Below are 26,778 nucleotides of genomic sequence, written 5' to 3' on the forward strand. Positions count from 1 at the left end.
CATTTCCTCGTATCGCTACCAGCGTCAAGGAATGTGACCGCCTCTTCATCAGGCGGCGGAAAGAGCAGGTCGCAGGGCTGCAATCCGTCGTCCGAACGGTTGCTGGTTCGAGTCCAGCCGGGGGAGCTCCAAGAAAACCCCTCCCACCCGATCTCGGGTGGGAGGGGTTTTCTCGTCTGCGCCGCCACGAAAGACGCTGGGTGTGACGGAAATTACAGGAGCCGTGTGGTGCCGCCGCGACGGGTCGGCGACAGCCCGCGCCGGGCGACACGGGGGTGACCCGCGACGCGGGCCGGCCGCCGCAGCCGGTAGCATTCGCCACACGTCGCGTACCTCCGGATGCGCGCGGACGGGGCGGTAGCTCAGTCGGTTAGAGCCGTGGACTCATAATCCATTGGTCGCGGGTTCGAGCCCCGCCCGCCCCACAATCGTCCCTGTTCAGGACGGTTTACGTCCGGCCTCGGTAGCCGAAACCTATGGATGTGGACGCCTTCGTCGCCGACGGCAGCTGCAAAGACGGCGCCCGGACTTGCGGAAGCTGTTGGAGTCGCTCAGCATCCCGGTCGACGAGGGAAAGGCCCAGATCGGCGACCGCTCGGCGATCGGGGACACACGGCGCTCGCGCAGAGCGTCGAGGGCAGCAGGTGGTCGACCCGGACCGGACGGCTGCTCGGGTGGTCACCGCGAGGTGGGGCGGTGGGTATGGACGGCATGGCCGGCGAGGTGGCGTGCGGTGTTGACCAACGCCACGTGGCTGAAGGCCTGGGGCACGTTGCCGAGCTGCCGACGGGCGTGGGGGTCGTACTCCTCGGCGAGCAGCCCGACGTCGTTGCGCACCGACAGCAACCGCTCGAACAGGGCGTGGGCGTCGCGAGTGCGGCCGGCGCCGTGCAGGGCGTCCGCGAGCCAGAAGCTGCAGGCCAGGAACGCTCCTTCCGGCTCGGCGATGCCGTCGACGTGTTCGAGCTCCGGCCGGTAACGCAGCAGGAAGCCGTCCCGGCTGAGCTCACGTTCGACAGTGGCCACGGTGCCCAGCACGCGGGGATCATCCCACGGCAGGAACCCGGTGCGGGGAATGAGCAGCGACGCCGCATCCACGCCGCGGCTGCCGTAGAACTGGGTGAAGGTGCCGCGGTGGGGATCGAATCCCTTCGTCAGGATCTCGGTTCGGATCTGTTCGCGCAGAACGCGCCAACGGTCGACCGGGCCGGGCAGACCGAACCGTTCGACCGCCCGGATACCGCGGTCGACCCCGGCCCACGCCATCACCTTGGAATGGACGAACGGGCGAGCCGGCCCGCGTACCTCCCACAGCCCGTTGTCGGGTTCCTGCCAGTGCCCTTCGAGAAAGTCCAGCAATGCCACCTCGATGTCCCAGGCCGGGTCACCGCGAAGGCCGCTCTGCCGGGCCAGGTGCAGACCGTCGAGCACCTCACCCCACACGTCGAGCTGGAACTGCCCGGCGGCGGCGTTGCCGATGCGCACGGGCACGGAGGCCTCGTAGCCGGACAGCCACGGCACCTCGTATTCCGGCACCCGCCGGGCCCCGTCGAGCTGGTACATCATCTGCAGGTCCGCCGGATTCCCGGCCACCGCCCGCACCAGCCAGTTCCGCCAGGCCCGGGCTTCGGCGACGAATCCGCAGCCGAGAAGGGCCTGCAGGGTGAAGGTGGCGTCCCGCAGCCAGCAGTACCGGTAGTCCCAGTTGCGGCTGCCGCCGATCTGCTCGGGCAGCGAGGTGGTGGCCGCGGCCAGAATCCCCCCGGTCGGCCGGTAGGTCAAGGCCTCGAGCGTGATCAGGGAACGGTGCACGGCCTCGGGGTACTCACCGGTGTAGTCGCACCGCTCGATCCACTCCGTCCAGTACGCCTGGGTGTCGGCGATCGCCTGCAGGGCGTCGAGCGGGCGGGGGGTGTGCCCGTAGGACAAGGCATAGGTCAGCACGAACGGGACGCTCTCGCCGGCGCGGACCTCGAACTGCGCGGTGGTTCTCATGTCGTGGCCGTGCAACGGCACCGGGGTGCGCAGCCAGGCCGCATCCGGCCCGGCGACCGCGGTCAGGGATCCGGGCACGCGGCGCACCCACGGGACGACGTGACCGTAGTCGAACCGCAGCCGCAGCTCGGTGTTCATCCGCACCGACCCGGCCAGGCCTTCGACGACTCGGACGACGTCGGCGGCCTCGGCCCGCACCGGCATGCAGTCGGTGACCCGCACCGTCCCGGTGGCGGTGACCCACTCGGTGTCCAGGACGAGAGTGTCGCGGCGGTACGCCCGCCGGGTGCACAGACCGCCGTCGGTGGGGGCGAGCAGCCATCGTCCGGCCTCGTCGTCACCGAGCAGCGCCGCGAAACACGCCGGGGAATCGAACCGGGGCAGGCACAACCAGTCGATCGAGCCGTCCCGGCCCACCAGCGCGGCGGTGTGCAGATCACCGATCAACGCGTAGTCCTCGATGCGCTGCTGCATCACCCGTCGACCTTCCCGATGTTCCGGCCCACGGCCCCTGCCGGTGCGCACGATGCCCGACCGTGGCCGCGGCGCCGCCGACCGGGGCGCGCTGTGCCCGTCCAGTATGCCGAGCCCGACAGAACCGGCGGGCGGGATCGGTCGACCTGGTGGCGGTACACGCCGGCGAGCCGATCATCGAAAGATGCTGCCTGCGATGATCGCCGGGGTGGGTGGCGCTCGGTACTCTCCGTGCAACCCCCCGCGCCGGTGAGGCCGATCGTTGCCACCGGATCCGGGATGGAATGGCGACGGCTGACCTTGGCAACCGTGACGCCCGGCCGGGCGCGTCACAAATCCAGGACCAGAGTGGGGCTGTGGGCGCGGGAGATGCACGGATACATGACCCCGAGCCGATCCTTGCCCGGGGTGTGCGGCACCGCGTCGAGATGCTCGACCTCGCCGGCCAATACCCGAGTCTCGCACGCCCCGCACACGCCCTCCCGGCACGAGGCCATTACCGGTACACGAGCGTGCTCGAGCGCTTCGAGCACGGACTGGCTCTCCGACACGTGCACGTGACGATTGCTGCGGCTGCAGGTGACATCGATCGGCCGACGCGGACCAGGGGACTGTCCCGGTGTCGCGGTGAACCGTTCGATGTGCAGGCGTGCGGGCGATACCCGGGCGACGACCTCGTCGGTCATCGCCGCGGGGCCGCAGCAGTACACCGCGCCGGCGGTGGCAGCGGCGAGGATGGGGGCAAGGTCGAGGCGGCTGCCGGTTTCGTCGTGGGCATGGATACTCACGTTCTGCGGCCATCGCTGCTCGAGTTCCTCGCAGAACGCCATGGTGGCTCGGCTGCGACCGAGGTAGATCAGCCGCCATCGGCGGTGCGCCGGCAGCGATTCGATCATTGCCTTGATCGGGGTGATCCCGATGCCCCCGGCCAGGAAGAGATAGTCGTGTGCGGGTTCGAGCGGAAAGTGGTTCTCCGGCGGGCCGACGTACAGGACCGTGCCGGGGCGGGCGCTGGCGTGCAACCAGGAACTGCCACCCCGGGAGTGCGGCGCCCGGTGCACCGCGATCCGGTATCGGGTGCGGTCGGCGGGGTCGCCGCACAGCGAGTAACGGCGCTGGAGGCCGTGGGGCAGGTGCACGGTCACATGCGATCCGGGTGTCCACACGGGCAGCTCGCCCCCGTCGCGGGCGGTCAGGTCGATGCCGACGATGCCGGAGGCCAGCAGATGCGTAGCGCCTACGGTCATCGGCTGTGGTGCCGACCGCGGCCGCCGCGGTGTCCGACGGGACGCGGGGGGCCGACCGCCACCGGTCAGAACACGCGTCAGCACGGCCACCATCGTCGAGACCACCAGGATCAACGCGACAAGTCGATATCCCCAGGCGCCGGCGTCGGTGCCGGACCATCCGGCGTGGAACGTCACGAGCACCACTGCGGCATAGCTGCCGTAGTGCAGGCGCTTCCACCACCGCGGCGACATGCGTGCCCGGAGCAGCGAGGACCCGTAGACGGCGAGCAGGAGATAGAACGCCACGACGCCCAGGGCTACCGGCCAGGGCCGGTAGCCGGCGGAGAGCGGGACGAGCACGTCGGTGAGGGAGAACCGGGACCACGAGTCGAGCACGAGTGAGAACATGTGCAGGCCGGTCATGATCAGGGCGGTGCCACCGAGCCAGCGATGCAGATCCTGCAACCACGCCGGGTTGGCGACCGTCTGCGGGATTCGCGTCGACAGCAGCACTCCCCACAGCACCGCGACGGTCAGGGTGACCCAGGCGACGAGGGCGCTGGCGCGGGTGACGTACCACCACAGGTGCAGATCGCTCATTCGAAATCGCTCCAGTTCACGGAACGCCGTTGTCGCCGGTCGGCGGACAGCACCAGGGCGGCACCGCCGAGACGCGGGACCTGCCCCAGCAGGGCCTCGGGTTCTCGGACGAAGGCGAGCTTGGTCAAGGCCTCGGCCCGTGCGCCGCTGCCGGCGACGACGGTGGCGGTCACCGTCGAGGTGACAGCGCTGACGCCGGTGGCCGGGTCGATCAGGTGGTGGGCAGGACCGGTGGCGCCGGTCCACATGCGCACCAGGCGGCTCGAGGTGGCCACGGCCCCACGCGTCAACCGCACGACGGTCAGCAGCTCACCGGTGAAAGGGTCCTCGATGCCGATGGTCCAGGCGCCGCCGTCGGGCGCGGCTCCGGCGACGACGAGGTCTCCGCCGACTTCGACGAGGACGCCGTCGGCGCCGCGGTCGAGGACGAACTCGGTGAGCATGTCGGAGGCCAGTCCTTTGCCGAGCCCCCCGGGGTCGAGGGTGGTGCCGACAGAAAGCCGCACGAGAGGACCGTCGATGTCGATGTCGGTCATGGATCCCGGCCAGGTGGCGGTGTCGGGCAGCATGGTAGTCCGGGTCGGGTCGGTGCTGCTGGTGGCGTAGCCGGCGGCGACCAGCTGCGGCAGCGTGGTCGGGTCGAAGGCGCCGTCGGTCAGCGCCCAAGCGCGGATCAGTTCGCGCACCAGGCGGACGGTGCAGGAGCGGACCTGCACCGGTCGCCCCTGCGCCCAGTTCAGCCGCCAGACGTCGCTGGTGTCGAGGAACCGGCTCCACGCCTGTTCGAGTTCGTCCAGCAATGCGAAGCAGTCGTCGACGAGACCCGGTGGCCCGCCGACCACCGTGATCGCCGCGGTGCCGCCCATAGCGGGGCGACGGTCCTGCCGGACGGCCCGCATCGTCGTCGCCTCGCTGCCGGCTCGGGCGCCGGCCGCGCCGGCATGCGGAGGAGAAGCCATCTCAGCCGCCTGATCCGCGGGAGACGCCGTGTGGAGCAGTCACGGCGCTGCGGCCGGTAGCCGGCGCGGGCACTGCGGCCGTGTCCGCTCGATCGGACACGCCGCCGGTAGCAGCGGTCGAGGAAGCGGCCCCGCTGACCTGGCCGGGGTCGGCGCCGGAGTCGGCGAAGCGATCGGGGGCATTGGCGGCCATGGCGGACACGATGGCGAGCACGGCACCGCCGGACAGGATCGAGGCGGTGATCTTGGACCGATGCGCCGGCGACCGCCCCGACAGGCGCGGGTCAGTCGTCGGGTTCATGCTCGGTCCTGTCCGGCTCCTCGTGATCCTCGCTCGACGGCGGTTCGTGTTCGCGCGTCGGTACCGCCGTGCGGGTCGACGTGGGGGTCGTTGCCGGAGTCGGGGCGGAGATGCTCGGTGCCCCGGAAGTGGGACTGCTGGGGACGAGTACCTCGTTCGCGCGTCCGATGTCACTGTTCGAGGAGGTGCTCAGGATCCGGGTGTTGACGGCCAGGGCGGCTGCTCCGATCGCCAGGACAAATAGCACGGCAACAGCCACCGCCACTTTCGATCTCATGTCTTCACCGTAGGGACGGATCGGCGAAGGATGGTCCCGCAAAGATCCAAGATTCGTCCAAGATCACTCGAGGGTTCGTCCCCCGGCGGTGGTCGGATCGACGCCCGGCTCGGTGCGAGCCGATAATTCGGGGCATGCAGGTGCTCGTGGTCGAAGACGACGAATCCGTCGCCGCCGGGGTGTGCGACGGGTTGACCCGTGCGGGGTTCGACGCCCGGTGGGTGGCTACCGGCGCCGATGCCGTCGCGGCGGTGTCCGAGTCGGGCCCGGAGTTCGTCCTGCTCGATCTGGGGCTACCGGACATGGACGGCACCGACGTCTGTCGCACCATTCGCGCCCGGTCGCCGATTCCGATCATCGTGCTCAGCGCCCGCGGGGAGGAAATCGACCGGGTTCTGGCATTGGAATTGGGCGCCGACGACTACGTGGTCAAACCGTTCGGAATGCGCGAACTCATCGCCCGTATCCGCGCCGTCGGACGGCGGGTCGGCGCACCCGGGGAGACAGCCCACGAGCACACCGGCATCCGCACGATCGGGGGCCTGACCCTCGACCGCCGTACTCGACGGGTGCACCTGAAGGAACGAGAGATCCACCTGACGCCGAAGGAATTCGATCTGCTCAGCTACCTGTCCGAGGATCCCGGTGCGGTGTACCGGCGCTCGGACATCCTGCACCAGGTGTGGGGTGCCAACTGGTACGGCACCACCAAGACCGTCGATGCCCATGTGGCCGCCCTCCGTAAGAAGCTCGGCGACCCCTGCTGGATCGAAGCAGTCCGCGGGGTCGGCTTCCGGCTCGGGGATCGTCCGTGAGATGGCGGTTGATGGCCGCGTTCATGGCCGTCACCTTCGTCGTGGTGGTAGTACAGGACGTCCCGCTCGGCAACTACCTGATGCAGGTCGAACGCGAACGCATCACCACCTCCCTCGAGCGGGACGCGTTCTTGCTCGCCGGCCGCAGCGAGGACACTCTCGAAGCCAGGACCGGAATCGATCCGGCACTGGCCGCCGACACCCGGCGCTATCACCGTGCCAGCGGCGCCCGGGTGGTGATCGTCGACGCCGACGGCACCGCCGTGCTGACCTCCGACGACGACCAATCCAGCGCCGGCGCCTCCTATCTGTCCCGCCCAGAGATCAGTGCGGCACTGTCGGGACAGATCACCTCGGGCCAACGCCGTTCGGACAGTCTCGGCACGGACCTGCTGTACGTGACGGTCCCGGTTCTCAGCGGCGAGAGCGTCGTCGGCGCTGTGCGGCTGACCTACCCAGCCCAGGTGGTGACCGACCAGGTCCACCGGCAACTACGCATGCTCTGGCTCGTCGCCGGCATCACCGTGCTCCTGGCCGGAATCGTGGCCGTCCTCATCGCCGGCCCCGTCACCCGCCGTTTGCAGCAGCTGCGCCGCACCACCGAACAACTCGCCGAAGGCGACCTGGCGGCACGCACCCCCGAGCACGCCGGGGCGCCGGAGATCCGCAGCCTGGCTCGCTCGTTCAACCGGATGGCCGACCGGCTCGAGTACCTGCTGCGCCAGCAACGCGCGTTCGCCGGCGATGCCTCCCACCAGTTGCGCACCCCGTTGACCGCCCTGCGCCTGCGCCTCGACAGCGCAGCCGACCTCGTCGAGTCCGAGCCCGATGCTGCCCGCAGCACCCTCGCCTCGGCCCAGGACGAGGCCCTGCGGCTACAGCACATCATCGATGCACTCCTGGTGCTCAGCCGCGCCGACGACGCCGGCACCGCACCCCAGCAGATCGACCTGGCCGAGATCGCGCGCACGCGCGTCGAACAATGGGCACCGCTCGCCGACGAATCCGACGTCCGGCTCACCGTGACAGCACCCACGGCCGCGCCCACGTTCGCCGTGCCCGGCGCCGCCGAGCAGATCATCGACAACCTCCTCGACAACGCCCTGGCAGTGTCCGACCCCGGCTCCACCATCGAGGTCACCGTCGCCCCGGTCGCCGCCGCCGATGTCGTCGACTTGCACGTCCTGGACCAGGGCCCCGGCCTGTCCCCGCAGGACTGCCTCCGGGCCTTCGATCGGTTCTGGCGTGCCCGCACCGACACCGAAGGCAGCGGACTGGGCCTGGCCATCGTCGCGCAACTTGCCCGTGCCAGCGGAGCCACCGCCGAGCTGCTACCTCGCACCCCGAACGGGGGCCTCGATGCCCATGTCCGGTTTCGTGCGCCCGCGTACCGTTAGCAGAACTGCACCACCGACCCCGCAGGGACCACGTGCATCGACGAAAAACGCGTGTGCACACCCTCGCACCACCGTGCCGGTAGCGTCGGTGACAGCGGAGCAGTGCGCCGTGGCGGCGATGGGCGAGAGCGTTCGAAATTCCACCGGTTTCCCACCATCCACATCGAAACCGGACATCGGAATCGGTGCCGCCCATTTCTCGCCACTGCCGTCCATCCAGTCCTACCGGCCTGCCTGGATGGTTCGGTGCCCGCCGGGAAAAGTCTGAATTCGCTTGCCTCATAATCGATTCGGTCGCGAATTTGGGCCCGCCCGGCCCGCCGTTTTCCCGGCCCGGAAGTCGGCACCGGGCGCTCGGGCCGGACGAAACGTGGACGGTGGCGGCGCAGGTGCCGGCGGACCCTCCGGGATTTCGACCGTCACACTCCCTGGAGCCGGATCTGCTGGAAGGCGACGGCGTGCTGCACGCCGATGCGCGCTCCGGCCGCCGCGGTGAACTCCTGCAGGAATGCCGCGGGATCGAAGTCCCGGCCCAGTCCGTCCAGATAGGACCGGTGGGCGCGCAGTGACTCGATACCGGCGTCGAGGCTCGCGGTGACGTCGACGGTGTGCGAAGGCTGGTTCGCGCCCATGAGGTACACGAGGCCGACCTCGTCCCACGGTGGCAGGTTCTCGTCGAGCAGCTCGGGGAAGATCCAGCGGTTGCCGGCGTCGCGCGCGGCGTCGAGCACCGCGACGCCCACGGCGCGGTGGTCGGCCTGGTTGATGATCCGACCACCGTTCAGGCCGTAGGTCGGCTCGTATGTGGCGGTGATCAACACCTCCGGACGGAACCGCCGGATCTCGCGGGCTATGGCGCGGCGCAGGTCGAGTCCGTATTCGACGACACCGTCGCGGTATCCGAGGAACGTCACGTCCTCGACGCCGACCACGGCGGCGGCGTCGAGTTGCTCGCGGCGTCGCAGCGGTGCCGCCTCGGCGGGAGTACGGCCGTCGATGCCGGCCTCGCCGTCGGTGGCGATGACGTAGGCCACCGACTTGCCCGACCGGGTCCAGCGGGCGATGGCGCCGGCGGCGCCGTACTCGAGGTCGTCGGGATGGGCGACGACGGCCATTGCGCGGTTCCAGTTCTCGGGCAGCGGGGCCAAAGTGGTGTTCATGACGGCACCTTTCGTGACAGTGGCTGGGTCTCCTTTCCGACGTTGCAGCGGCGCGAGGGACGCATCCTCGGGGCGCGGGTGCCGATGGGTGCGTCCGTCGGGGGCGGCAGTCGTCAGTAGGGAGGACACACGGTGACGAGAATCCGCGGTGGATTCCCGGCCGGTGTCCCGATTTCGAGGAGTGACCACCATGTCTGCTACCCGAGTCCAGCTCGCTCTCAACGTCGAGGACATCACCGCGGCGACCGAGTTCTACACCGCGCTGTTCGGGGTGTCCCCGCACAAACAGCGCCCCGGGTACGCCAACTTCGCGATCGAGGATCCCCCGCTGAAGCTGGTGCTGATCGAGAATCCCGGTGCGCGCGAACGCCTGAACCACCTGGGGATCGAGGCGGCCGGCTCCGAGGAGGTGTCCGGAGCGCTGGCCCGGTTCCGCGCCGCCGGTCTGACCGCCACGGTGGCCGAGCAGGATCTGTGCTGCCATGCCGTGCAGGACAAGGTGTTCGTCGACGCGCCGGACGTGCCCAACGGGTGGTGGGAGTACTACGCCGTCACCGACGACAACCCCGCCAACCCGGACGGGCTGACGGGCTCGGCGTGTGCGGTTGCGTGCGCGAGTGAGGACAGCCCGGTCGCGGGTGCCTGCTGCGGCTGACAGCACTCGCCCCGGTGGGCCGTCCTGCGACGGCACACCGGGGCGCGCCGGATCAGCGGGGGCTGCCGGCGCAGCGGCAGTCGGTCGGGGCGGTGTAGTCCATCGGCATCCCGTGGGCATCGAGGGTCAGCGCGCAGCACCGTCCGAGCAGCTCGGCCAGCTTCCGCCGGCCGCGTTGGACGCGGGACTTCATTCCGGACAGGGATACGCCTTCGAGGGCGGCGGCGTCGGCCTGGGTCAGTCCTTCGAGGTCGGTCAGCTCGACGGCTCGGCGCTGCTCGGGGGAGAGCCCCTCGAGCAGCGGGCGCAGGCAGGTGGCCAGCTCCCGCAGCGTGGTCGCCGCGTCGTCGTCCCATTCCTGCCCGGCCTGGTCGGGTGCATCGCCGGTGAGCGGCGCGAGCCGGTCCCGATCCCGGGCGGCCCGGCGGTAGTCGTCGATGATCGCGCTGCGGGCGATCCGATACACCCACCGGATCAGGTGCTCGCGGTCCTCGACACGGCCGAGGTTCTTGTGGACGCGCAGCAGGATCTCGCCGAGCACGTCGTCGGCGCGGTCCGGATCCGCGATCCGCCGGTGCACGAAGGCGCGGAGCTGCGCACCGAACTCGCGCCAGACGGCTTCGGTGGTCATGGCTTCGGTGGTCATGGCTTCGGTGGTCATGGCTTCGGTGGTCACGGCGTCCGCGCCGGCCGCGGAACTGGTCGATGCCCTGGTCATGGTCTGGTCCTCCGGGGAAGGGGCGCTGTACGGGCGGTGTCCCTCACAGACGACGGTACCGGCGAAAGGACGCAGGTCCCCTGCCGAAGTCGCCGGTGCCGGCACGCCCCGTCCGGGTCGGGTGTGCGTCCCCGCGGTGGCGGTGACGTCTGTGTGGATGCCAGTGCGGGGCACGGTCCCGCAACACCGGACGAAGGAGTAACCATGACCGGCACCGTGGAACGTGACGCCGACCGGGCGCTGAAGGCCAAGCACCGGGCGCTGTGGGCGGCCGGGAACTATCCGGCGGTCGCGGCCGACCTGATCCCGACGTTCGGCCCGACGCTCGTCGCCGCGACCGGGGTGACGGCGGGCCGGCGGGTGCTCGATGTGGGCGCCGGATCCGGCAACGCTGCCATCCCGGCCGCCGAACGGGGCGCGATCGTCACCGCCGCCGACCTGACGCCGGAGTTGTTCGTCGCGGGCCGCACAGCCGCGGCCGAGCGGGGCGTGGACCTCGAGTGGGTGGAAGCGGACGCCGAGGCCCTGCCGTTCCCCGACGGCAGCTTCGACGTCGTGCTCTCGAGCGTGGGGGCGATGTTCGCACCCCACCACCAGGCCGTCGCCGACGAGCTGCTCCGCGTGTGCCGGCCGGGCGGGACGATCGCGATGATCAACTGGACGCCGGAGGGCTTCATCGGTCAGCTGTTCCGGCTCATGGCCCCGTATGCGCCGCCACCGCCGCCCGGCGCTTCGCCGCCCCCGCTGTGGGGCGACGAGCAGCACGTCCGGGAGTTGTTCGGCGATCGGATCACCGACCTGAGCATGGATCGCCGAATCGTGGTGATGGACCACAGCGCGGATCCGACCGAGTTCCGCGAGTACTGGAAGCACAACTACGGTCCGACGATCGCGGTGTACCGGTTCAACGCCGTGGACCCCGACCGGACCGCAGATCTCGACCGGAAGTTCCTGCAGTTCCTCACCGACTGGAACCGGGCCGGGCAGCCCGGCCGGACCGCGTACGACGCCGAGTACCTGCTGCTCACCGCCCGCAAGAGGTAGCCGGCCCGGTCGGTGCGGGCGTTCACCGCAGCGCCACGCCGACCTCGTGCGGCCGCGGCAGTAGTGCCGAAGGGGAGAAGCAGCAGGGGTGCCGAAGGGGAGAAAACAGCAGGGGTGCCGAAGGGAGAAAGCGAAGCCCCGCCGGCTTCGCGCGTCGTCGCCGGCGGGGCAGGGCCACTGTGCAGGGGGGATAGCGGCCGGATCCGAGCCGTATTCGGCCTGCGGGGCGATGTGAAGTAGAACGGCCCATTCGGGTAGGGCATAAGGTCCCGATCGGTGCAATTCGGGCGACCGTCGGCGATGTGGCTCTCGCTTCGGGCTCGGTTCAACCCCGTTTCGTCCGCCGCCCCGCGTCGTGGACGTCCGTGTAGCTGTCCAGGATCTCGTGGATCTCGGCGATGGCCTTCCGGCGCGAGCCGGCATCCGCGATGCGCGCGAGCTGCTGTTTGAGGCTCACCGCAAGTTCGGCGTAGTCGTTCTGCCAATCGCGGCCGGTCAGGCGTGGCATATCCGCGCGGGCGGGGTGTATTCGCGTGGCCGGGGTGCCGGGCGCCAACAGGTAGCCTTCCCCCATCGCCGGGGTGATGATCGACAGCGAAGGGTCGACCTCCCGCACCAGTTCGGCCAGCGCAGCGACTGCCTCCGGTTCGCCGTGCGCGAGGAACAGGCTGCCCGACACGGGGCTGCGCGCCTTGATCCAGTCCAGCAGTTCGGTCTGATCGGCATGGGCGGAGTAGCTGTCGATCCGGCGGATCTGCGCTCGCACGTCGATGTCCTGACCCGAGATGCGGACGCGCTTCGCGCCGTCGAGGATCACGCGGCCCAGCGAGCCCTGCGCCTGGAAACCGACGAACAGGATCGTCGAATCCCGGCGGTGGAGATTGTGCTTCAGGTGATGACGGATGCGTCCCGCCTCGCACATGCCCGAGGCGGCGATGATGATCGCGCCCGACATGTCGTTGATCCGCTTGGAGACGGCAGCGTCGTCGACGTAGTGGATCGCGGGATGGCGGAAGATGTCCTTCCCCTCGAGGTCCTCGAGCTCGCCCGCATGCTCGGCGAACACCGAGGTGGCGCGGTTGGCGAGCGGTGAGTCGACGAACACCGGCACCGCGGGGATGCGGTTCTCGTCGGCGAGGTGTGCGATGTCGAGCAGCAGCTCCTGCGTCCGTTCCAGCGCAAAGGCGGGGATGACGAGATTACCGCCGTGCCCGACGGCCCGGTGGATCTCCTCTTCGAGCAGGTCGCGTCGCTGGTCGATCGTCATCCGCACCCGAGTCCGATTGCCGTAGGTGGATTCGCAGACGACATGGTCCGATCCGGATGGGCCCTCGGGATCGGGGTGGAACGCCTTCTGCGCGGGGCCGAGGTCGCCGGAAAAGAGCAGGCGCACGCCCCCCGCCTCGATCTCCGCCGATGCGGCACCCAGGATGTGCCCCGCGTTCCACAGTCGCGCACGAAAGCCCGCGGCGGGCTCGAACCACTCCTCGAGTGCGACCGCACGGGTCTGCCCCCACGCGGCGAGCGCATCCTCCTCGGTGTAGAGCGGGACGAACCGCTTCTCGCGCGTGCGATCGCGCCGCCGGTTTCGCCGCTCGGCCTCGAATTCCTGGATGCGCCCGGCATCGGCGAGCATGAATTCCAGCAGGTCGGCGCTCTGGCCGGTGCAGAAGATCGGTCCGTCGAAACCCTGCGCCACCAGCTTGGGCAACAGGCCGCAATGATCGATGTGGGCATGGGTGAGGACCACGGCGTCGATCTCGTGCGGCGCGAACGCGAAGTCGCCGTGGTTCAGCTCCTCGAGGCTGCGTGAGCCCTGGAACAGGCCACAGTCCACCAGGATCCGTGTGTCGCCGAGGGCGACCTCCATGCACGAGCCGGTCACCGTCTTCGCGGCACCGTGGAAGACGAGAGTCGGATGTTGCCTCACGCGCAGCTCCTACGGAATCGCCCGCCGAAATTGCAGGTACGACAGCCAAGCTATCCGAACATCCGGGTCGGGCAGCCCTGCTTGGAAATCTCGCGGACTCGGCGGCGCCGGTCGGGCCCGGAGGTCTTCACCCACGGCGTCACCCCGGGCCGTGAATATCACCCCGGCTATCACCCTCGTCGGCCGTTACGTCCGCCGGCGGCCGGTCGATGGACATCGTGGTGGCGCCGGGCACCCCGACGCTCGGCGTCACCGCATACCGGACGCCCCCGCCTCGAGCAGACGGGGCGGGGGTGTTCGTCGCGTCAGTCCCGCGAGTTCGCGCACACGCCGGTGCGGAGTCGCTCGCCGCGTGCCGCACGGTGCGGTGACCGCCGTGGCCCGTTCGTCCGCCGCGGGGCGGACCGCGGCGACCGGTGCTCGGCTCTGAGGGCGATCGCTGCCCCGACAATCGTGGCAACCACCGCAGCAACGGCCACCCACGCGACGAGCAGCGACGCGATCACGTTCATGCCGTCTACACCGCTGCCGGACGGCCGAGGGTTACGCGGTTCCCGAGCTTCACCCTGCGATTCACCCTGGTCCGAGTCCTGTTCGCGCGGTCGGTCCGGTTTGCCCCGGCCGGCGGGGAGGGTTCGGTGACGGTGGGCGGAGCCCTGGGGGGCGGTCCGGCTTTCGGCTGCCGTGTCCATGCGGAGTCCCCACCCGGGACCGGGCGGGGACCCGGCAGCGCGCCACACATAGAACCTGTTCCAATTTCGCCGTCTTGTGGCTATGGTCACATGCGTACACACGCACTGTGACGGAGGGCGATGCAGATGAAGACCAAGGGCGCGATCCTGTGGGGTCTCAACGAGCCGTGGTCGGTGGAGGAAATCGAGATCGGCGACCCGGTCGCGGGTGAGGTGCAGATCCGCATGGAGGCGGCGGGCATGTGCCACTCGGACCACCACATCGTCACGGGAGCGACGCCCATGCCGTCCTTCCCGGCGATGGGTGGCCACGAGGGGTCCGGTGTCATCACCAAGGTCGGCGAGGGAGTCGTGGGCCTCGAAGTGGGCGATCACGTCGTCCTGTCCTTCATTCCGGCCTGTGGCCGCTGCCCGTCGTGCGCCACCGGCCACTCGAACCTGTGCGACCTCGGCGCCGGCCTGCTCAGCGGCATGGCCATCTCCGACGGCACCTACCGGATCCAGGCACGCGGCCAGAACGTGATCCCGATGTGCCTGCTGGGTACCTTCGCGCCCTACATGACGGTCAACCAGACCCAGGTCGTCAAGATCGACAAGGACATCCCGTTCGAGCTGGCCGCCCTCGTCGGCTGCGGCGTGCCCACCGGCTGGGGGTCGGCCACCCACGTCGCAGACGTCAAGCCCGGTGAGGCTGTCGCCGTCATCGGCATCGGGGGTGTGGGGATGAGCGCGCTGCAGGGCGCCGTCGCATCCGGGGCGCGGCAGATCTTCGCGATCGACCCCGTGCCGTGGAAGCGGGAGCAGGCCCTGAAGTTCGGCGCGACGCACGCCTACGCGTCGATGGCCGAGGCGCTCATGCCGATCATGGAGACCACCTGGGGCCGCATGGCGGACAAGACGATCATCACCGTGGGCGAGATGCGCGGCGAATACGTCGAGGAGGCCCTGCAGCTGACGGCGAAGAACGGCCGCTGCGTGGTCACCGCGATGGGGCACATGACGGACATGGACGTGAAGCTGAACGCGTTCCTGTTCGCGATGCTGCAGAAGGATCTGCAGGGCAACATCTTCGGCGGCTGCAACGCGCGGGTCGACATCCCCAACCTGCTGGCGATGTACAAGTCCGGACAGCTCAACCTCGCGGACATGGTCACCCGCACCTACACCCTCGAACAGATCAACGACGGCTACCAGGACATGCTCGACGGGAAGAACATCCGCGGCGTCATCAAGTACACCGACGCCGATCGGTGATCGCGCGGTAGCCTGCGCCGTCTTCTAGGCTGGGTACGTGAACAGCCTCGACGCGATCTCCGACTGGCCCGTCGACCACGCCGCCGCCGCGGTTCTCACCCGCGGCGGCGGTGTCGTCGCCGGGCACGGCGACCAGTTGCGGCTCTACCGTCTCGCGTCGGTCACCAAGCCGCTCGTCGCCTACGCGGTCCTCGTCGCCGTGGAGGAGGGTGCGGTCGAGCTCGATCAGCCCGCCGGTCCGGAGGGATCCACCGTCCGCCATCTGCTGGCACACGCGTCGGGACTCGCCTTCGACGAACGCCGGGCGCAGGCCGAGCCCGGGCGCAAACGGATCTACTCGAGCGCGGGCTTCGAGATCCTCGCGGAGCTCGTCGCGGGTGAGACCGGCATCCCGTTCCCCGAATACCTCACCCAGGCCGTCTTCGAGCCGCTCGGCATGCGGGAATCGTCGCTGCCGGGACCCGCCGGGCACGGGGGACAGTCGTCGCTCGCCGACCTGACGCACTTCGCCGCGGAGCTGCTCGCGCCCCGCCTGGTGTCCGCGCAGACTCTCGCGGAGGCCACCCGGGTGCAGTTCCCGGGGCTCGACGGGATCGTGCCCGGATACGGCATGCACAAGCCCAACGACTGGGGGCTCGGGTTCGAGATCCGCGGCCGGAAGAACCCGCACTGGACCGGTTCGGCCAATTCGCCCGAAACGTACGGGCACTTCGGCCAATCCGGTACATTCCTGTGGGTCGATCCCCGCGCGGGGGTCGCGTGTGTCGCGCTGACCGACAGGGCTTTCGGCGACTGGGCCAAGCCGCGGTGGCCGGCCCTCGCGGACGACGTACTCACCGAATTCTCAAATTCCTCATCCGTTCCCTAGCGAAACAGGAGTAACACAGGCAGACTGTCCCCTGTCGCCATGCGCGACCGCTTCGATGTCAGGCCGTTGGGGAAGACGTCCCTCGTCGAAGTGGAGGTGTGTAGTGCGCGCGTCGAACCAGTTCGCGGATGCGACGACCGGGGTGGTCTACATCCACTCGTCGCCTGCTGCGGTCTGCCCGCATATCGAATGGGCACTGGCCGCCACCCTCGATTGCCGTCCGGATCTCACCTGGATCGGTCAACCGGTCGACGTCGGACAACTGCGCACGACTGTGAACTGGGCGGGTCCCGTGGGGACCGCCGCACGCCTCGTCGACGCCCTCCGGGTGTGGCCGATGATCCGCTTCGAGATCACCGAGGACCCCAGCGACGGCGTCGACGGCGAGCGCTACAGCCACGTGCCGGGACTGGGGCTGTGGCGCGGCAACACGAGCGCGAACGGGGACGTCGTGGTCGGAGAGATGCGGCTGCGGGCGCTGCTCGCCGGCGGCAACATCGAGGAGGAACTGACCCGGGTGCTGGGAACGGCCTGGGACGAGGCGCTCGAGCCCTACCGCAGCGGCGGCGAGGGCGCCGAGGTGACCTGGTTGCGCCGGAACGTGGGGTAGGCCGCTGCGCGGCCGGTGCGTCCTTTGGGCTGCTGGGGCAACCCGAAAGACGCACCGGCGGCGCAGCCGCCTACAGCGGGATGTTCTTGTGGCGGCCGCGGCGCGCGGGAGCCGCGGCCAGCGCCTGGGCGAGGGTGCTGCGGGTCGTCGCCGGATCGATCAGTTCGTCGACGACGCCGATCGACATCGCCCGGCCCACGCCGCCGGCGATGGCCTCGTGCTCGGCGGCGAGACGGTCGTGCAGTGCCTCCCGCTCCTCCTCCGGCGCCGCGGCCAGGGCCCGCTTGTGCAGGATGCCCACCGCCGCCTTGGCGCCCATCACGGCGACCTCGGCGTCCGGCCAGGCGAACACGGCGGTCGCGCCCAGTGCGCGCGAGTTCATCGCGATGTAGGCGCCGCCGTAGATCTTCCGGGTCACCAGCGTCACGCGGGGCACCTCGCACTCGGCGAATGCGTGCAGCAGCTTGGCTCCGCGACGGACCACGCCTTCCCACTCCTGGCTCACGCCGGGCAGGTAGCCGGGCACGTCGACGATGACGACGAGGGGAACGCCGAAGGCGTTGCACAGGCGCACGAAACGCGCGGACTTCTCCGCGCTGACGGAGTCCAGGCAGCCGCCGAGACGCAGCGGATTGTTCGCGATGACGCCGACCGTGCGTCCGCCGAGCCGGCCGAAGCCGGTGACGACGCTCCGGGCCCATCCGGCCTGCAGTTCCTCGAAGGTGGACTCGCCCTCGACGTTGTCGAGCAGCTCGTGCACGATCGGGCGGACATCGTAGGCGCGGCGGGGGGATTCGGGCAGCAGCGCCCGCAGGTCGGTGTCGCCGCGACGGGCGGCGTCGAGGTCGAACTCGCCCTGCTCGGCGAGCATCGACACGAGGCGACGGGCCCGGTGCAGGGCGTCGTCCTCGTCGTGGGCGGCGATGTGGGCGACGCCGGACTTCTTGGTGTGGGTGTCCGGCCCACCGAGGGATTCCATGTCGACCTGCTCGCCGGTGACGCTGCGCACCACGTCGGGGCCGGTGACGAAGATGCGGGCCTCGGGCGCCATGATGACGATGTCGGTGAGTGCGGGGCCGTAGGCGGCGCCGCCCGCCGCGAAGCCGAGAACCACGGAGATCTGGGGGATCCGGCCGGAAGCGCGGACCATGGCCTCGAAGATCAGGCCGACGGCATGGAGGGAGTCGACGCCCTCCGCGAGCCGAGCGCCGCCCGAGTGCCACAGCCCGACGATCGGGACGTCCTGTTCGAGGGCCGTGTCGATGGCGTCGACGATGTGCTTGCAGCCGTCCACGCCCATGGCGCCACCCATCACGGTGGCGTCCGAGCAGTACGCGACGGTCCGGACGCCGTCGATGGAACCGATCGCGGCGAGCATGCCGGACTTGTCCCGGGGGTGCAGCAGGCTCAGGGTGCCCGCGTCGAACAGTCGCTCGAGCCTCCGGAGCGGATCGCGGGGGTCGACGGCGGCGTCGCGCGTCTGAGCAGGTTCCAGGACGGTCATCGCGTTCTCCTCGGGCAAGGCAAGAGCGGGGGATGGGCGCCGGGGGTGGGGGTCCCGTGACGAGACCCCCACCCCGACGGCGAGCGAAGTCCGGTCGGGTCAGGCCCGGCCGAACGCGAGCGCAACGTTGTGCCCACCGAAACCGAACGAGTTGTTCAGCGCGAAATCGATCCGGCCGTAACGGGCTTCGCCCTTCACGACGTCGAGATCGATCTCTGGATCCTGGTTGTCCACGTTGAGCGTGGGCGGGATGACCCCGTCCCGCAGGCTCAGGACCGTCAGGACCGCTTCGAGCGCGCCGACCGCACCGATCGAATGCCCCAGGGCTCCCTTCGGTGCATACACCGCGGCATGGTTGCCGACCGCGGAATTGATCGCCTTCGCCTCGGCGATGTCGCCGATGGGTGTGGCCGTGGCATGCGCGTTGACGAAGCCGATGTCGGACGGCGACAGGCCGGCGCCATTGATGGCCTTCGTCATGGCACGCGCCGCGCCCGTCCCCTCGGGATCGGGTGCCACGATGTGGAATCCGTCCGAGGTGATGCCCGCACCGAGCAGGCGGGCGTGGATGGTGGCGCCGCGCGCCTTGGCGTGCTCCTCGGTCTCGAGCACCATCAGCGCGCCGGCCTCGCCGAAGACGAAGCCGTCGCGGTCCTTGTCGAACGGACGCGACGCCCTGCTCGGGTCGTCGTTGCGGGTGCTCAGCGCCCGCATCATGGCGAAGCTGGCGGTGGCGACCGCGTCGAGCTGACCCTCGACGCCACCGGCGACGACGATGTCGGCATCGCCCATCGCGATCATCCGGTAGGCGTGGGCGATGGCCTCGTTGCCGGACGAGCAGGCGGACACCGGCGTCAGCACGCCGGCCTTCGCACCGAGCTCGAGGCCCACCGTCGCCGACGGGCCGTTCGGCATGACCATCTGCACGGCGAACGGGGACACCTTGCGGTAGCCGTCGTTGCGCAGCTTGTCGACGGCGTCGATGAGCGCTTCGCCGCCACCGAGACCGGTGCCGATGACGACACCGAGGCGCTCGCGGTCGACCTCCGGGCTGCCCGCGTTCTCCCACACGGTGCGGCCGAGGCCCAGCGCGAGCCGCTCGACGAAGCTCATCCGGCGGATCTCGACGCGCGAGAGGGTTTCGTCGGGGCTGGTCTTGAGCTTGCCGCCGATGCGAACCGGCAGGTCGAACTCGTCGACGAAGCCGGTCAGCGTATCGATGCCGCTCTCACCGGCGAGCAGGCCCTTCCACGTGGCATCCACGTCACCAGCGATCGATGTCGTGGCCGCGAGGCTGGTGACGACGACGTTGGGGAATGTCCCGGTGCGGGGAGAGGCGGAAGTCACGGTTGAGCTCACTCGTTGTCGTTCGTGGCCTGGACGCCCTCGGCCTCGAGCTTCTGGATGTAGGCGACGGCGTCACCGACGGTGCGGAGGCCGGCGAGGTCCTCGTCGGGGATCTTCACGCCGTACTTGTCCTCGGTCTGCACGGCGATCTCGACCATGGACAGGGAGTCGATGTCGAGGTCGTCGACGAAGGACTTCTCGACGGTCACCTCGGAGGGCTCGATGCCGGTGACCTCTTCGATGATCTCCGCGAGACCGGCGATGATTTCTTCCTGGGTGGCGGCCACGTTGTGGCTCCCTTCTTCGTTTCGTCTTGCTGATCGGACCGGGTGGCGGATTCCGCCCGGATTCCGGGTGCCCGTCGAGGGCAGGTCCCGTACTGCGCGACGCGCGCGCAGCAAACTAGCCGACGCGGAGCGATTCGGCCAGCGCTGAGATCTCCTCAGGGGTCTTGAGTGCCGTGGTCGGCGTGCCGCGCATCTCCCGCTTGGCGATGCCGACCAGGGTGCCGGCCGGGGGAAGCTCCACGACCGCCGAGACCTCGGCCGCGCGCAGGGTCGCGGTGCACAGGTCCCAGCGCACCGGTCGGGTGACCTGCGCGGCAAGCTTGGTCAGTGCGTCCGCTCCGGATGTGACAGGTGCCCCGTCGGAGTTGGACAGCAGCGTGCGGGTCGGATCGCTGGGCACGATCTTCGCCGCGGCCTCGGCGACGGCTTCCTGGGCCGGGGCCATGAATACGGTGTGGAAGGCGCCGGCGACCGGCAGGGGCCGGATCCGGGCCTTCTCCGGAGCGTTCGCCGCGAGCTCCTCGAGTGCCGTGAGGCGACCGGCGGCGACGATCTGGCCGGCCGCGTTGATGTTGGCCGGCGTCAGGTCGAGTTCGGCCAGCCGGGCGAGCACGTCCTCTTCGTTGCCGCCGAGCACGGCCGACATCCCGGTCGGCTCGATCGCGCACGCCCGGGCCATCTCGGCACCGCGGACGGCGGCGAGCATGACCGCCTCGTCCGCGCTGATGACCCCGGCGATTGCCGCGGCCGCGAGCTCGCCGACCGAATGGCCGGCGACGATCGTGTCGTCCGGGACGAGGTTGCGGGCCCCGAGTTCCTCGTAGGCCAGCAGCGCCGTCGCGACGACCAGCGGCTGGGTCACTGCCGTGTCGGTGATCTCCTCGGCCGTCGCGGTGGTGCCGAGGCGTTCGAGGTCGAGGCCCGAGGCCTTCGACCACAGCTGGATGCGATCGCGGGCGCCGGGCTGCTCCAACCAGGAGGCGAGCATGCCGGGTGTCTGGGAGCCCTGACCGGGGGCGAGCAGCGAAATCACGATGATCAGAGAACACCCTGGACAGGGCCTTGCGAGATGTCGGTAGGGATGAACTCTCGCTTGCTGTTTTGTAGGGTTCCCACAAAACAGCACGTCGGCGTCCACCATCGACGGAACGCCGCCTCCCGTTACGTGCCCGGTTCGCGCAGTGTGAAACGGGAGACTGGTGGGACTGGAGTTCGTAATTCGTTATGACTTCGAGCCAGCCTTCCCACGGTGGCGGCTATCCGCAACACGTAAGCATCACGGGGATTCGTGGGGTCGCGGCCGGTGACTTCTGTGATCCGCTTGAGCCGGTACCGGACGGTATTTGGATGAACAAACAGCTGTCGGGCACAGGTCTCGACAGCACCCCCACAGTCGAGGTATGCGTCGAGGGTGTCGGCCAGCGCGGGACCCGCCTCGGTGAGCGGAGCCACCACGTCGTCCTCGAGCGCGGCGATCGCCCCCGCGTCGCCGAGCAGCGCCCGCTCCGGCAGCAGTTCCGCGGCGTGCACCGGCCGCGGCGCTCCTCGCCACCCGGCCACCGCCTCCATGCCGGCCATCGCCTCGACCGCGGACGCGTGCGCCGACGCGAGGGTGGGCGTGGTGGGACCGATCACCACCGGGTCGTCGGAAAAGCTGCGCATCAGCTCGGAGCGGAACGTCATCGCCTCGATGCTGCCGTGCAGCTCCCCGCTGACCACCATCACGAGCCGCTCGCCCTGCACCACTGCCAGCGCGGCGCGGCCGTGCTGCTGCGCGATCGAGTGCACGGTCGTCACGACCGACACACCCTCGTTCGGCGGGGGAGTGCCGATGATCACGGTGGCCGGCGCCGTCGCATCCCAGTTCAGCGTCGCGGCGCGCGAGAGCATGTCCGAACCGGTGTCGCCGCGGACCACCGCGTCGACGACCAGCGCCTCGAGGCGGGTGTCCCAGGCGCCGCGGGACTCGGCCGCGCTGGCGTAGACCGAGGCTGCGGCGAAGCCCAGTTCCCGGCCGTAGCGCAGCGTCGCCTCGGTCAGTGCGACGAGCTGTTGCTCGTTGCGCGCCAGCGCGGGCAGCCACTGCTCGAAGAACTCCATGGCGGCGCGGACCATGTCCACGGTCTGGCGCAGCGTCAGCCGGCGTGCCAGATCCTGCGGGATCACCTGGAACGCGTCCAGGCTGAACCGCAGATCACTGTCGGGGTTGCGCACCCATTCGAGGAAGTCGACGACCGCCGTCTGGATGATCAGCTGCACGTTGGACCGCTGCGACGCGTCGAGATCCGCGAAGAACGGCAACTGCTCCTGCATGGCGTGGACGGCCTCGGTGGACAGCCGCCCGGAGAACTGCTTGACCCGGCGCAGGAGCGCGTCGGGCAGGGGATCACGCTCCGGCCGCGCCGGCGGCACCGGACGCCCGGTAGGGACGCCCGGTGCCCGCCTCGGACGCGGCTCTGCGGGTTCTGCGACCATGGGACGAAACTACGCCCGTCGCCCGCGGCGGAGCGGGTCGGATCAGGCCACGCCGGGATCCGAGGTCTGCTCCGGAGCCGCCGCCACGTCGTCGATGCGGTACCGCCGGGCCGCCTCGACCGCCTGCGAGCGATCGATCGCGCCGTCCCGGCCGAGGGCGGCGAGCACCGCGACCACCGTCGACTCCGCGTCGATGTTGAAGAACCGGCGCGCGGCCGGGCGGGTGTCGGAGAACCCGAACCCGTCGGCGCCGAGCGTCGTGTAGTCGCCCGGCACCCACTGCCGGATCTGGTCCGGTACCGCGCGCATCCAGTCCGAGACCGCCACGAACGGACCGGCGGCGTCGGCGAGGACCTTGGCCACGTACGGCGTCGGAGCGTCGGCACCCGGGTCGAGCAGCGCCTGCCGCTCGCACTCGACGCCGTCACGGCGCAGCTCGCCCCACGAGGTCACCGACCACACATCCGCGGCCACGCCCCATTCGTCGGCGAGCATCTCCTGCGCCCGCAGCGCCTCGGGCATGAGCACACCGGAGGCGAGGATCTGCGCCTTCGGCCCGGAGCCCTCGCCGCGGCGGTACAGGTAGATGCCCTTGAGCAGGCCCTCGACGTCGAGGTTCTCCGGCTCGGCCGGCTGCACGTACGGCTCGTTGTAGAGGGTGATGTAGTAGAAGATGTTCTCGCCGCCGAACCCGTCGACACCCTCCGTGCCGCCGTACATGCGGCGCAGACCGTCCTTGACGATGTGCGCGAGCTCGTAGGAGAACGCAGGATCGTACGACACCACCGCCGGGTTGGTGGACGCCAGCAGCAACGAGTGCCCGTCGGCGTGCTGCAGGCCCTCACCGGTGAGGGTGGTGCGGCCGGCCGTCGCGCCGAGCACGAAACCGCGGGCCATCTGGTCGGCCGCCGCCCACAGCCCGTCGCCGGTGCGCTGGAAGCCGAACATCGAGTAGAAGATGTACAGCGGGATCATCGGCAACCCGTGCGTGGCGTACGAGGTGCCGACGGCGGTGAACGATGCGGTGGAACCGGCCTCGTTGATGCCCTCGTGCAGGATCTGCCCGACGACGCTCTCCTTGTAGGCGAGCATCAGTTCCGCGTCGACCGACGTGTACAGCTGGCCGTTGCGGTTGTAGATCTTCAGCGACGGGAACCACGAGTCCATACCGAAGGTGCGGGCCTCGTCCGGGATGATCGGCACGATGCGCGGACCGATCTCCTTGTCGCGCAGCAGCTCCTTCATGATGCGCACCAGCGCCATGGTGGTGGCCACCTGCTGCTTGCCGGAGCCCTTGCGGATCACCTCGTAGGCCTTGTCGTCGGGCAGCGTCAGCGGGGCCTTGGCGGTGCGGCGCTCGGGCAGGAACCCGCCGAGCGCGCGCCGCCGCTCGAGCATGTACTGGATCTCCGGGGAGTCGTTGCCCGGGTGGTAGTACGGCGGCATCTTCGGGTTCGCCTCGAGCTCGGCGTCCGAGATCGGGATGCGCTGCAGGTCGCGGAAGTACTTGAGGTCCTCGAGCGTGAGCTTCTTCATCTGGTGCGTGGCGTTGCGGCCCTCGAAGTGCTTGCCGAGGGTGTACCCCTTGATCGTGTGCGCGAGGATCACCGTCGGCTGGCCCTTGTGCGCCATCGCCGCCGCGTACGCCGCGTAGATCTTGCGGTAGTCGTGGCCGCCGCGCTTGAGGTTCCAGATCTCCTGGTCGCTGAGGTTCTTGACCAGTTCCTTGGTGCGCGGGTCGCGGCCGAAGAAGTGCTCGCGGACGAAGGCGCCGTCGTTGGCCTTGTAGGTCTGGTAGTCGCCGTCCGGCGTCGCGTTCATCAGGTTGACCAGCGCACCGTCCTTGTCGGCGTGCAGCAGGGCGTCCCACTCACGACCCCACACCACCTTGATGACGTTCCAGCCGGCGCCGCGGAAGAACGATTCCAGTTCCTGGATGATCTTGCCGTTGCCGCGGACCGGACCGTCGAGGCGCTGCAGGTTGCAGTTGACCACGAACGTGAGGTTGTCCAGACCCTCGGTCGCCGCGACGTGCGCGAGACCCCGCGACTCCGGCTCGTCCATCTCGCCGTCGCCGAGGAACGCCCACACGTGCTGGTCGGAGGTGTCCTTCAGGCCGCGGTCGTTCAGGTAGTGGTTGAACCGCGCCTGGTAGATCGCGTTCATCGGGCCGAGGCCCATCGATACCGTCGGGAACTCCCAGAAGTCGGGCAGCAACCGCGGATGCGGGTAGGACGGCAGGCCGCCGCCCTGGTCGGCGTGGCTGGCCTCCTGGCGGAACCCGTCGAGCTGCTCGGCCGGGATGCGCCCCTCGAGGTAGGCGCGGGCATAGACGCCGGGGGAGGCGTGACCCTGGATGAAGATCTGGTCGCCGCCGCCGGGGTGGTCCTTGCCGCGGAAGAAGTGGTTGAAGCCCACCTCGTACAGCGCCGCGGAGGAGGCGTAGGTGGAGATGTGGCCGCCGACGCCGATGCCGGGGCGCTGCGCGCGGTGCACCATGATCGCGGCGTTCCACCGGATGAAGGCACGGTAGCGACGCTCGACCTCCTCGTCGCCGGGGAACCAGGGCTCGTTCTCGGTCGGGATGGTGTTCACGTAGTCGGTCGAGGTCAGTGCCGGGATCGAGACGTGGCGCTCGCCGGCACGCTCGAGCAGGCGCAGCATCAGGTACCGGGCACGCGCAGGACCGGCGGACTCGAGCAGCCCGTCGAAGGACTCGAGCCACTCCGTGGTCTCGGCCGGGTCTATGTCCGGCAGGTAGGAGGCCACGCCCTCGCGGATGACCCGCACGCGGCCGTCGGAGGCCCCGCTGGTGTTCGGCGAGGATCCCGCTTCCGAGGCGCCTTGTGTGGCGGCGCTCGTCGAGGAATCGGGCTCGTGGATCAGGTCTGTCAACGTCTGCTCCTCATCGTGGTGGGGCGCGCAGGTGTGGCGCCCGCTCCGTAGGCCGGCTCTTGTGGGAGCCGACTCATCGACATCTGAACGAGATGCACTGCTCATCTTCCCCCATCGCGCGGTGGGAGGCATCCCCCCGGGTGTGAAGCGGCCGCGAGGCGGGTATCCGGACCATTCGACTCCGCGCGGCAGAATCGGCGGTGCGGAGCTCCTCGCGGTAACGTCCCCGGAAGAATGTTGTGACTTTCCTTGCGATTCGGCTTGCGTTGAGCCCCCCGAGGATGTTCGCTTTGAAAAATCGCTCGTGACATCCGGTACGCGGCAGGCCCGCGGCCCAACCGAAGGAGGACACCACCGTGGTCGCCGCGGCGGACGCCCAGAACTACGTTCAGAAGCTCGGTATCACCCACGACCAGGTGGTTCAGGAACTCGGTTGGGATGAGGACACGGACGACGACCTGCGGGCCGCCGTCGAGGACACCATCGGATCGGACCTGCTCGACGAGGACTCCGACGAGGTCGTCGACGTGGTGCTCCTCTGGTGGCGCGACAGCGACGGGGACCTCGTCGATGCGCTCATGGATGCGATCGGTCCGCTCGCAGACGAGGGCGTCGTCTGGGTGCTGACCCCGAAGACCGGCCGCGCGGATCACGTCGAGCCCAGCGAGATCGCCGAATCGGCCACGACCGCCGGCCTGACCCAGACCTCGACCGCCAACCTCGGCGACTGGGTGGGCAGCCGGCTGGTGCAGCCGAAGGCCGCCCGCACCAAGCGCTGAGCGCACCGCTCAGTTCACCTCCACCGAAGTAAGGACGACCGACGCGATGGCGATCGAGGTGGGTGCCGAGGCGCCCGATTTCACACTCAAGGATCAGAACAACCAGGAAGTGACCCTGTCGAGCTTCCGCGGGCACAAGAACGTGCTGCTCGTGTTCTACCCGCTGGCGTTCACCGGGGTCTGCCAGGGCGAGCTGTGCGCCGTGCGGGACGACCTGCCGACGTACGAGAACGACGACACCGCGATCATCGCCGTCTCGGTGGGGGCCTCGCCCACGCACAAGATCTGGGCCGCCGAGCAGGGCTACACGTTCCCGCTGCTGTCCGATTTCTGGCCCCACGGCGCCGTCGCCCAGGCCTACGGCGTGTTCAACGACAAGTTCGGTTTCGCCAACCGCGGCACGTTCGTCGTGGACAAGGACGGCATCATCCGGTTCGCCGAGGAGAATCAGCCCGGCGAACCCCGTGACCAGGGCGCTTGGGTGCGAGCGCTGGCCGCGCTAAAGTCCTGAGG

At 69.7% G+C, this 26,778-nt stretch carries 23 protein-coding genes and 1 tRNA gene; 10 read left to right on the top strand and 14 right to left on the bottom strand.

The window, feature by feature from the left end:
- Positions 1-351 precede the first annotated feature (351 nt).
- Positions 352-425 (top strand) — tRNA-Ile (locus G6039_RS18725).
- A gap of 253 nt (positions 426-678) precedes the next feature.
- On the opposite strand, the gene G6039_RS18730 is transcribed toward G6039_RS18725, so the two are convergent.
- The 5 genes from G6039_RS18730 to G6039_RS18750 all read right to left on the bottom strand — a co-directional run bounded on the left by G6039_RS18730 (position 679) and on the right by G6039_RS18750 (position 5,835).
- Positions 679-2,469: a glycoside hydrolase family 15 protein gene (locus tag G6039_RS18730; protein ID WP_029544323.1), complete on the bottom strand. Its 1,791-nt coding sequence runs from the start codon at positions 2,467-2,469 to the stop codon at positions 679-681.
- A 329-nt stretch (positions 2,470-2,798) separates the two neighbouring features.
- On the bottom strand, positions 2,799-4,298 hold the full coding sequence (locus G6039_RS18735) for a 2Fe-2S iron-sulfur cluster-binding protein (RefSeq protein ID WP_051446117.1): 1,500 nt from the start codon (positions 4,296-4,298) through the stop codon (positions 2,799-2,801).
- Positions 4,295-5,257, bottom strand: a complete 963-nt coding sequence (locus tag G6039_RS18740; RefSeq protein WP_231385912.1) for an FAD:protein FMN transferase — start codon at positions 5,255-5,257, stop codon at positions 4,295-4,297. The genes G6039_RS18735 and G6039_RS18740 overlap by 4 nt, the downstream gene beginning before the upstream one ends.
- Position 5,258: 1 nt before the next feature.
- Entirely contained in the window at positions 5,259-5,558 is a 300-nt protein-coding gene (locus tag G6039_RS18745; protein WP_043800906.1) for a hypothetical protein, read from the bottom strand.
- Positions 5,542-5,835 carry a hypothetical protein gene (locus G6039_RS18750; protein WP_152103958.1) on the bottom strand — a complete coding sequence of 98 codons (294 nt, stop codon included), beginning with the start codon at positions 5,833-5,835 and terminating at the stop codon, positions 5,542-5,544. The genes G6039_RS18745 and G6039_RS18750 overlap by 17 nt, the downstream gene beginning before the upstream one ends.
- Before the next feature lie 134 nt (positions 5,836-5,969).
- Here G6039_RS18750 and G6039_RS18755 point away from each other — a divergent pair, with 134 nt between their 5' ends.
- The gene (locus tag G6039_RS18755; protein ID WP_006947639.1) at positions 5,970-6,650 is read left to right on the top strand and encodes a response regulator transcription factor; all 681 of its coding nucleotides are present in this window, start codon (positions 5,970-5,972) and stop codon (positions 6,648-6,650) included.
- Positions 6,647-8,047, top strand: coding sequence for a sensor histidine kinase (locus G6039_RS18760; protein WP_235194097.1), 1,401 nt, complete (start codon positions 6,647-6,649; stop codon positions 8,045-8,047). The genes G6039_RS18755 and G6039_RS18760 overlap by 4 nt, the downstream gene beginning before the upstream one ends.
- Positions 8,048-8,466: 419 nt before the next feature.
- On the opposite strand, the gene G6039_RS18765 is transcribed toward G6039_RS18760, so the two are convergent.
- Complete coding sequence (locus G6039_RS18765) at positions 8,467-9,207, bottom strand: PIG-L deacetylase family protein (RefSeq protein WP_043800900.1); 741 nt, start codon at positions 9,205-9,207, stop codon at positions 8,467-8,469.
- Between the two features lie 190 nt (positions 9,208-9,397).
- On the opposite strand from G6039_RS18765, the gene G6039_RS18770 reads away from it, so the two are divergent.
- The gene (locus G6039_RS18770; protein ID WP_006947642.1) at positions 9,398-9,862 is read left to right on the top strand and encodes an ArsI/CadI family heavy metal resistance metalloenzyme; all 465 of its coding nucleotides are present in this window, start codon (positions 9,398-9,400) and stop codon (positions 9,860-9,862) included.
- A 52-nt stretch (positions 9,863-9,914) separates the two neighbouring features.
- Here G6039_RS18770 and G6039_RS18775 read toward each other — a convergent pair whose 3' ends face one another.
- Entirely contained in the window at positions 9,915-10,580 is a 666-nt protein-coding gene (locus tag G6039_RS18775) for a sigma-70 family RNA polymerase sigma factor (protein WP_235194096.1), read from the bottom strand.
- 204 nt (positions 10,581-10,784) lie between these two features.
- Between G6039_RS18775 and G6039_RS18780 the strand changes: the two genes are divergently transcribed.
- Entirely contained in the window at positions 10,785-11,624 is an 840-nt protein-coding gene (locus G6039_RS18780; RefSeq protein WP_043800897.1) for a class I SAM-dependent methyltransferase, read from the top strand.
- Positions 11,625-11,949: 325 nt separating this feature from the next.
- On the opposite strand, the gene G6039_RS18785 is transcribed toward G6039_RS18780, so the two are convergent.
- Positions 11,950-13,554: an MBL fold metallo-hydrolase RNA specificity domain-containing protein gene (locus tag G6039_RS18785; protein ID WP_043800895.1), complete on the bottom strand. Its 1,605-nt coding sequence runs from the start codon at positions 13,552-13,554 to the stop codon at positions 11,950-11,952.
- Between the two features lie 818 nt (positions 13,555-14,372).
- On the opposite strand from G6039_RS18785, the gene G6039_RS18795 reads away from it, so the two are divergent.
- The 3 genes from G6039_RS18795 to G6039_RS18805 all read left to right on the top strand — a co-directional run bounded on the left by G6039_RS18795 (position 14,373) and on the right by G6039_RS18805 (position 16,978).
- Positions 14,373-15,500, top strand: coding sequence for an NDMA-dependent alcohol dehydrogenase (locus G6039_RS18795; RefSeq protein ID WP_029544303.1), 1,128 nt, complete (start codon positions 14,373-14,375; stop codon positions 15,498-15,500).
- 37 nt (positions 15,501-15,537) lie between these two features.
- Positions 15,538-16,368 carry a serine hydrolase domain-containing protein gene (locus G6039_RS18800; RefSeq protein WP_043800892.1) on the top strand — a complete coding sequence of 277 codons (831 nt, stop codon included), beginning with the start codon at positions 15,538-15,540 and terminating at the stop codon, positions 16,366-16,368.
- A gap of 103 nt (positions 16,369-16,471) precedes the next feature.
- Entirely contained in the window at positions 16,472-16,978 is a 507-nt protein-coding gene (locus G6039_RS18805) for a DUF3145 domain-containing protein (RefSeq protein WP_006947655.1), read from the top strand.
- Between the two features lie 70 nt (positions 16,979-17,048).
- On the opposite strand, the gene G6039_RS18810 is transcribed toward G6039_RS18805, so the two are convergent.
- The 6 genes from G6039_RS18810 to aceE all read right to left on the bottom strand — a co-directional run bounded on the left by G6039_RS18810 (position 17,049) and on the right by aceE (position 25,486).
- Positions 17,049-18,482, bottom strand: a complete 1,434-nt coding sequence (locus G6039_RS18810; protein WP_006947656.1) for an acyl-CoA carboxylase subunit beta — start codon at positions 18,480-18,482, stop codon at positions 17,049-17,051.
- Between the two features lie 99 nt (positions 18,483-18,581).
- Complete coding sequence (locus G6039_RS18815) at positions 18,582-19,829, bottom strand: KasA/KasB family beta-ketoacyl-ACP synthase (RefSeq protein ID WP_006947657.1); 1,248 nt, start codon at positions 19,827-19,829, stop codon at positions 18,582-18,584.
- Between the two features lie 8 nt (positions 19,830-19,837).
- Positions 19,838-20,116: a meromycolate extension acyl carrier protein AcpM gene (gene acpM, locus G6039_RS18820; protein ID WP_006947659.1), complete on the bottom strand. Its 279-nt coding sequence runs from the start codon at positions 20,114-20,116 to the stop codon at positions 19,838-19,840.
- A gap of 115 nt (positions 20,117-20,231) precedes the next feature.
- The gene (locus G6039_RS18825; protein WP_043800890.1) at positions 20,232-21,149 is read right to left on the bottom strand and encodes an ACP S-malonyltransferase; all 918 of its coding nucleotides are present in this window, start codon (positions 21,147-21,149) and stop codon (positions 20,232-20,234) included.
- Positions 21,150-21,277: 128 nt separating this feature from the next.
- A complete protein-coding gene (locus G6039_RS18830; RefSeq protein WP_006947663.1) occupies positions 21,278-22,591 on the bottom strand; it encodes a PucR family transcriptional regulator in 1,314 nt (437 codons plus the stop codon).
- 42 nt (positions 22,592-22,633) lie between these two features.
- On the bottom strand, positions 22,634-25,486 hold the full coding sequence (aceE, locus tag G6039_RS18835; protein ID WP_043800888.1) for a pyruvate dehydrogenase (acetyl-transferring), homodimeric type: 2,853 nt from the start codon (positions 25,484-25,486) through the stop codon (positions 22,634-22,636).
- Between the two features lie 356 nt (positions 25,487-25,842).
- Between aceE and G6039_RS18840 the strand changes: the two genes are divergently transcribed.
- Complete coding sequence (locus tag G6039_RS18840) at positions 25,843-26,265, top strand: DUF3052 domain-containing protein (RefSeq protein ID WP_006947669.1); 423 nt, start codon at positions 25,843-25,845, stop codon at positions 26,263-26,265.
- A 46-nt stretch (positions 26,266-26,311) separates the two neighbouring features.
- Complete coding sequence (locus G6039_RS18845) at positions 26,312-26,776, top strand: peroxiredoxin (RefSeq protein ID WP_006947670.1); 465 nt, start codon at positions 26,312-26,314, stop codon at positions 26,774-26,776.
- Positions 26,777-26,778: the final 2 nt, after the last annotated feature.

This window comes from Rhodococcus aetherivorans, assembly GCF_011058165.1.
Classification (GTDB): Bacteria; Actinomycetota; Actinomycetes; order Mycobacteriales; family Mycobacteriaceae; genus Rhodococcus; species Rhodococcus aetherivorans.

What these genes read in the sequence shown, in the direction of transcription:
- G6039_RS18730 (WP_029544323.1), bottom strand. Translation starts at nt 2,469, where the DNA reads ATGCAGCAGCGCATCGAGGACTACGCGTTGATCGGTGATCTGCACACC.
- G6039_RS18745 (WP_043800906.1), bottom strand. Translation starts at nt 5,558, where the DNA reads ATGAACCCGACGACTGACCCGCGCCTGTCGGGGCGGTCGCCGGCGCAT.
- G6039_RS18810 (WP_006947656.1), bottom strand. Translation starts at nt 18,482, where the DNA reads ATGACCGTCCTGGAACCTGCTCAGACGCGCGACGCCGCCGTCGACCCC.
- G6039_RS18830 (WP_006947663.1), bottom strand. Translation starts at nt 22,591, where the DNA reads ATGGTCGCAGAACCCGCAGAGCCGCGTCCGAGGCGGGCACCGGGCGTC.
- G6039_RS18750 (WP_152103958.1), bottom strand. Translation starts at nt 5,835, where the DNA reads ATGAGATCGAAAGTGGCGGTGGCTGTTGCCGTGCTATTTGTCCTGGCG.
- G6039_RS18775 (WP_235194096.1), bottom strand. Translation starts at nt 10,580, where the DNA reads ATGACCAGGGCATCGACCAGTTCCGCGGCCGGCGCGGACGCCGTGACC.
- G6039_RS18845 (WP_006947670.1), top strand. Translation starts at nt 26,312, where the DNA reads ATGGCGATCGAGGTGGGTGCCGAGGCGCCCGATTTCACACTCAAGGAT.
- G6039_RS18795 (WP_029544303.1), top strand. Translation starts at nt 14,373, where the DNA reads ATGAAGACCAAGGGCGCGATCCTGTGGGGTCTCAACGAGCCGTGGTCG.
- G6039_RS18770 (WP_006947642.1), top strand. Translation starts at nt 9,398, where the DNA reads ATGTCTGCTACCCGAGTCCAGCTCGCTCTCAACGTCGAGGACATCACC.
- G6039_RS18755 (WP_006947639.1), top strand. Translation starts at nt 5,970, where the DNA reads ATGCAGGTGCTCGTGGTCGAAGACGACGAATCCGTCGCCGCCGGGGTG.
- G6039_RS18735 (WP_051446117.1), bottom strand. Translation starts at nt 4,298, where the DNA reads ATGAGCGATCTGCACCTGTGGTGGTACGTCACCCGCGCCAGCGCCCTC.
- G6039_RS18740 (WP_231385912.1), bottom strand. Translation starts at nt 5,257, where the DNA reads ATGGCTTCTCCTCCGCATGCCGGCGCGGCCGGCGCCCGAGCCGGCAGC.
- G6039_RS18780 (WP_043800897.1), top strand. Translation starts at nt 10,785, where the DNA reads ATGACCGGCACCGTGGAACGTGACGCCGACCGGGCGCTGAAGGCCAAG.
- G6039_RS18765 (WP_043800900.1), bottom strand. Translation starts at nt 9,207, where the DNA reads ATGAACACCACTTTGGCCCCGCTGCCCGAGAACTGGAACCGCGCAATG.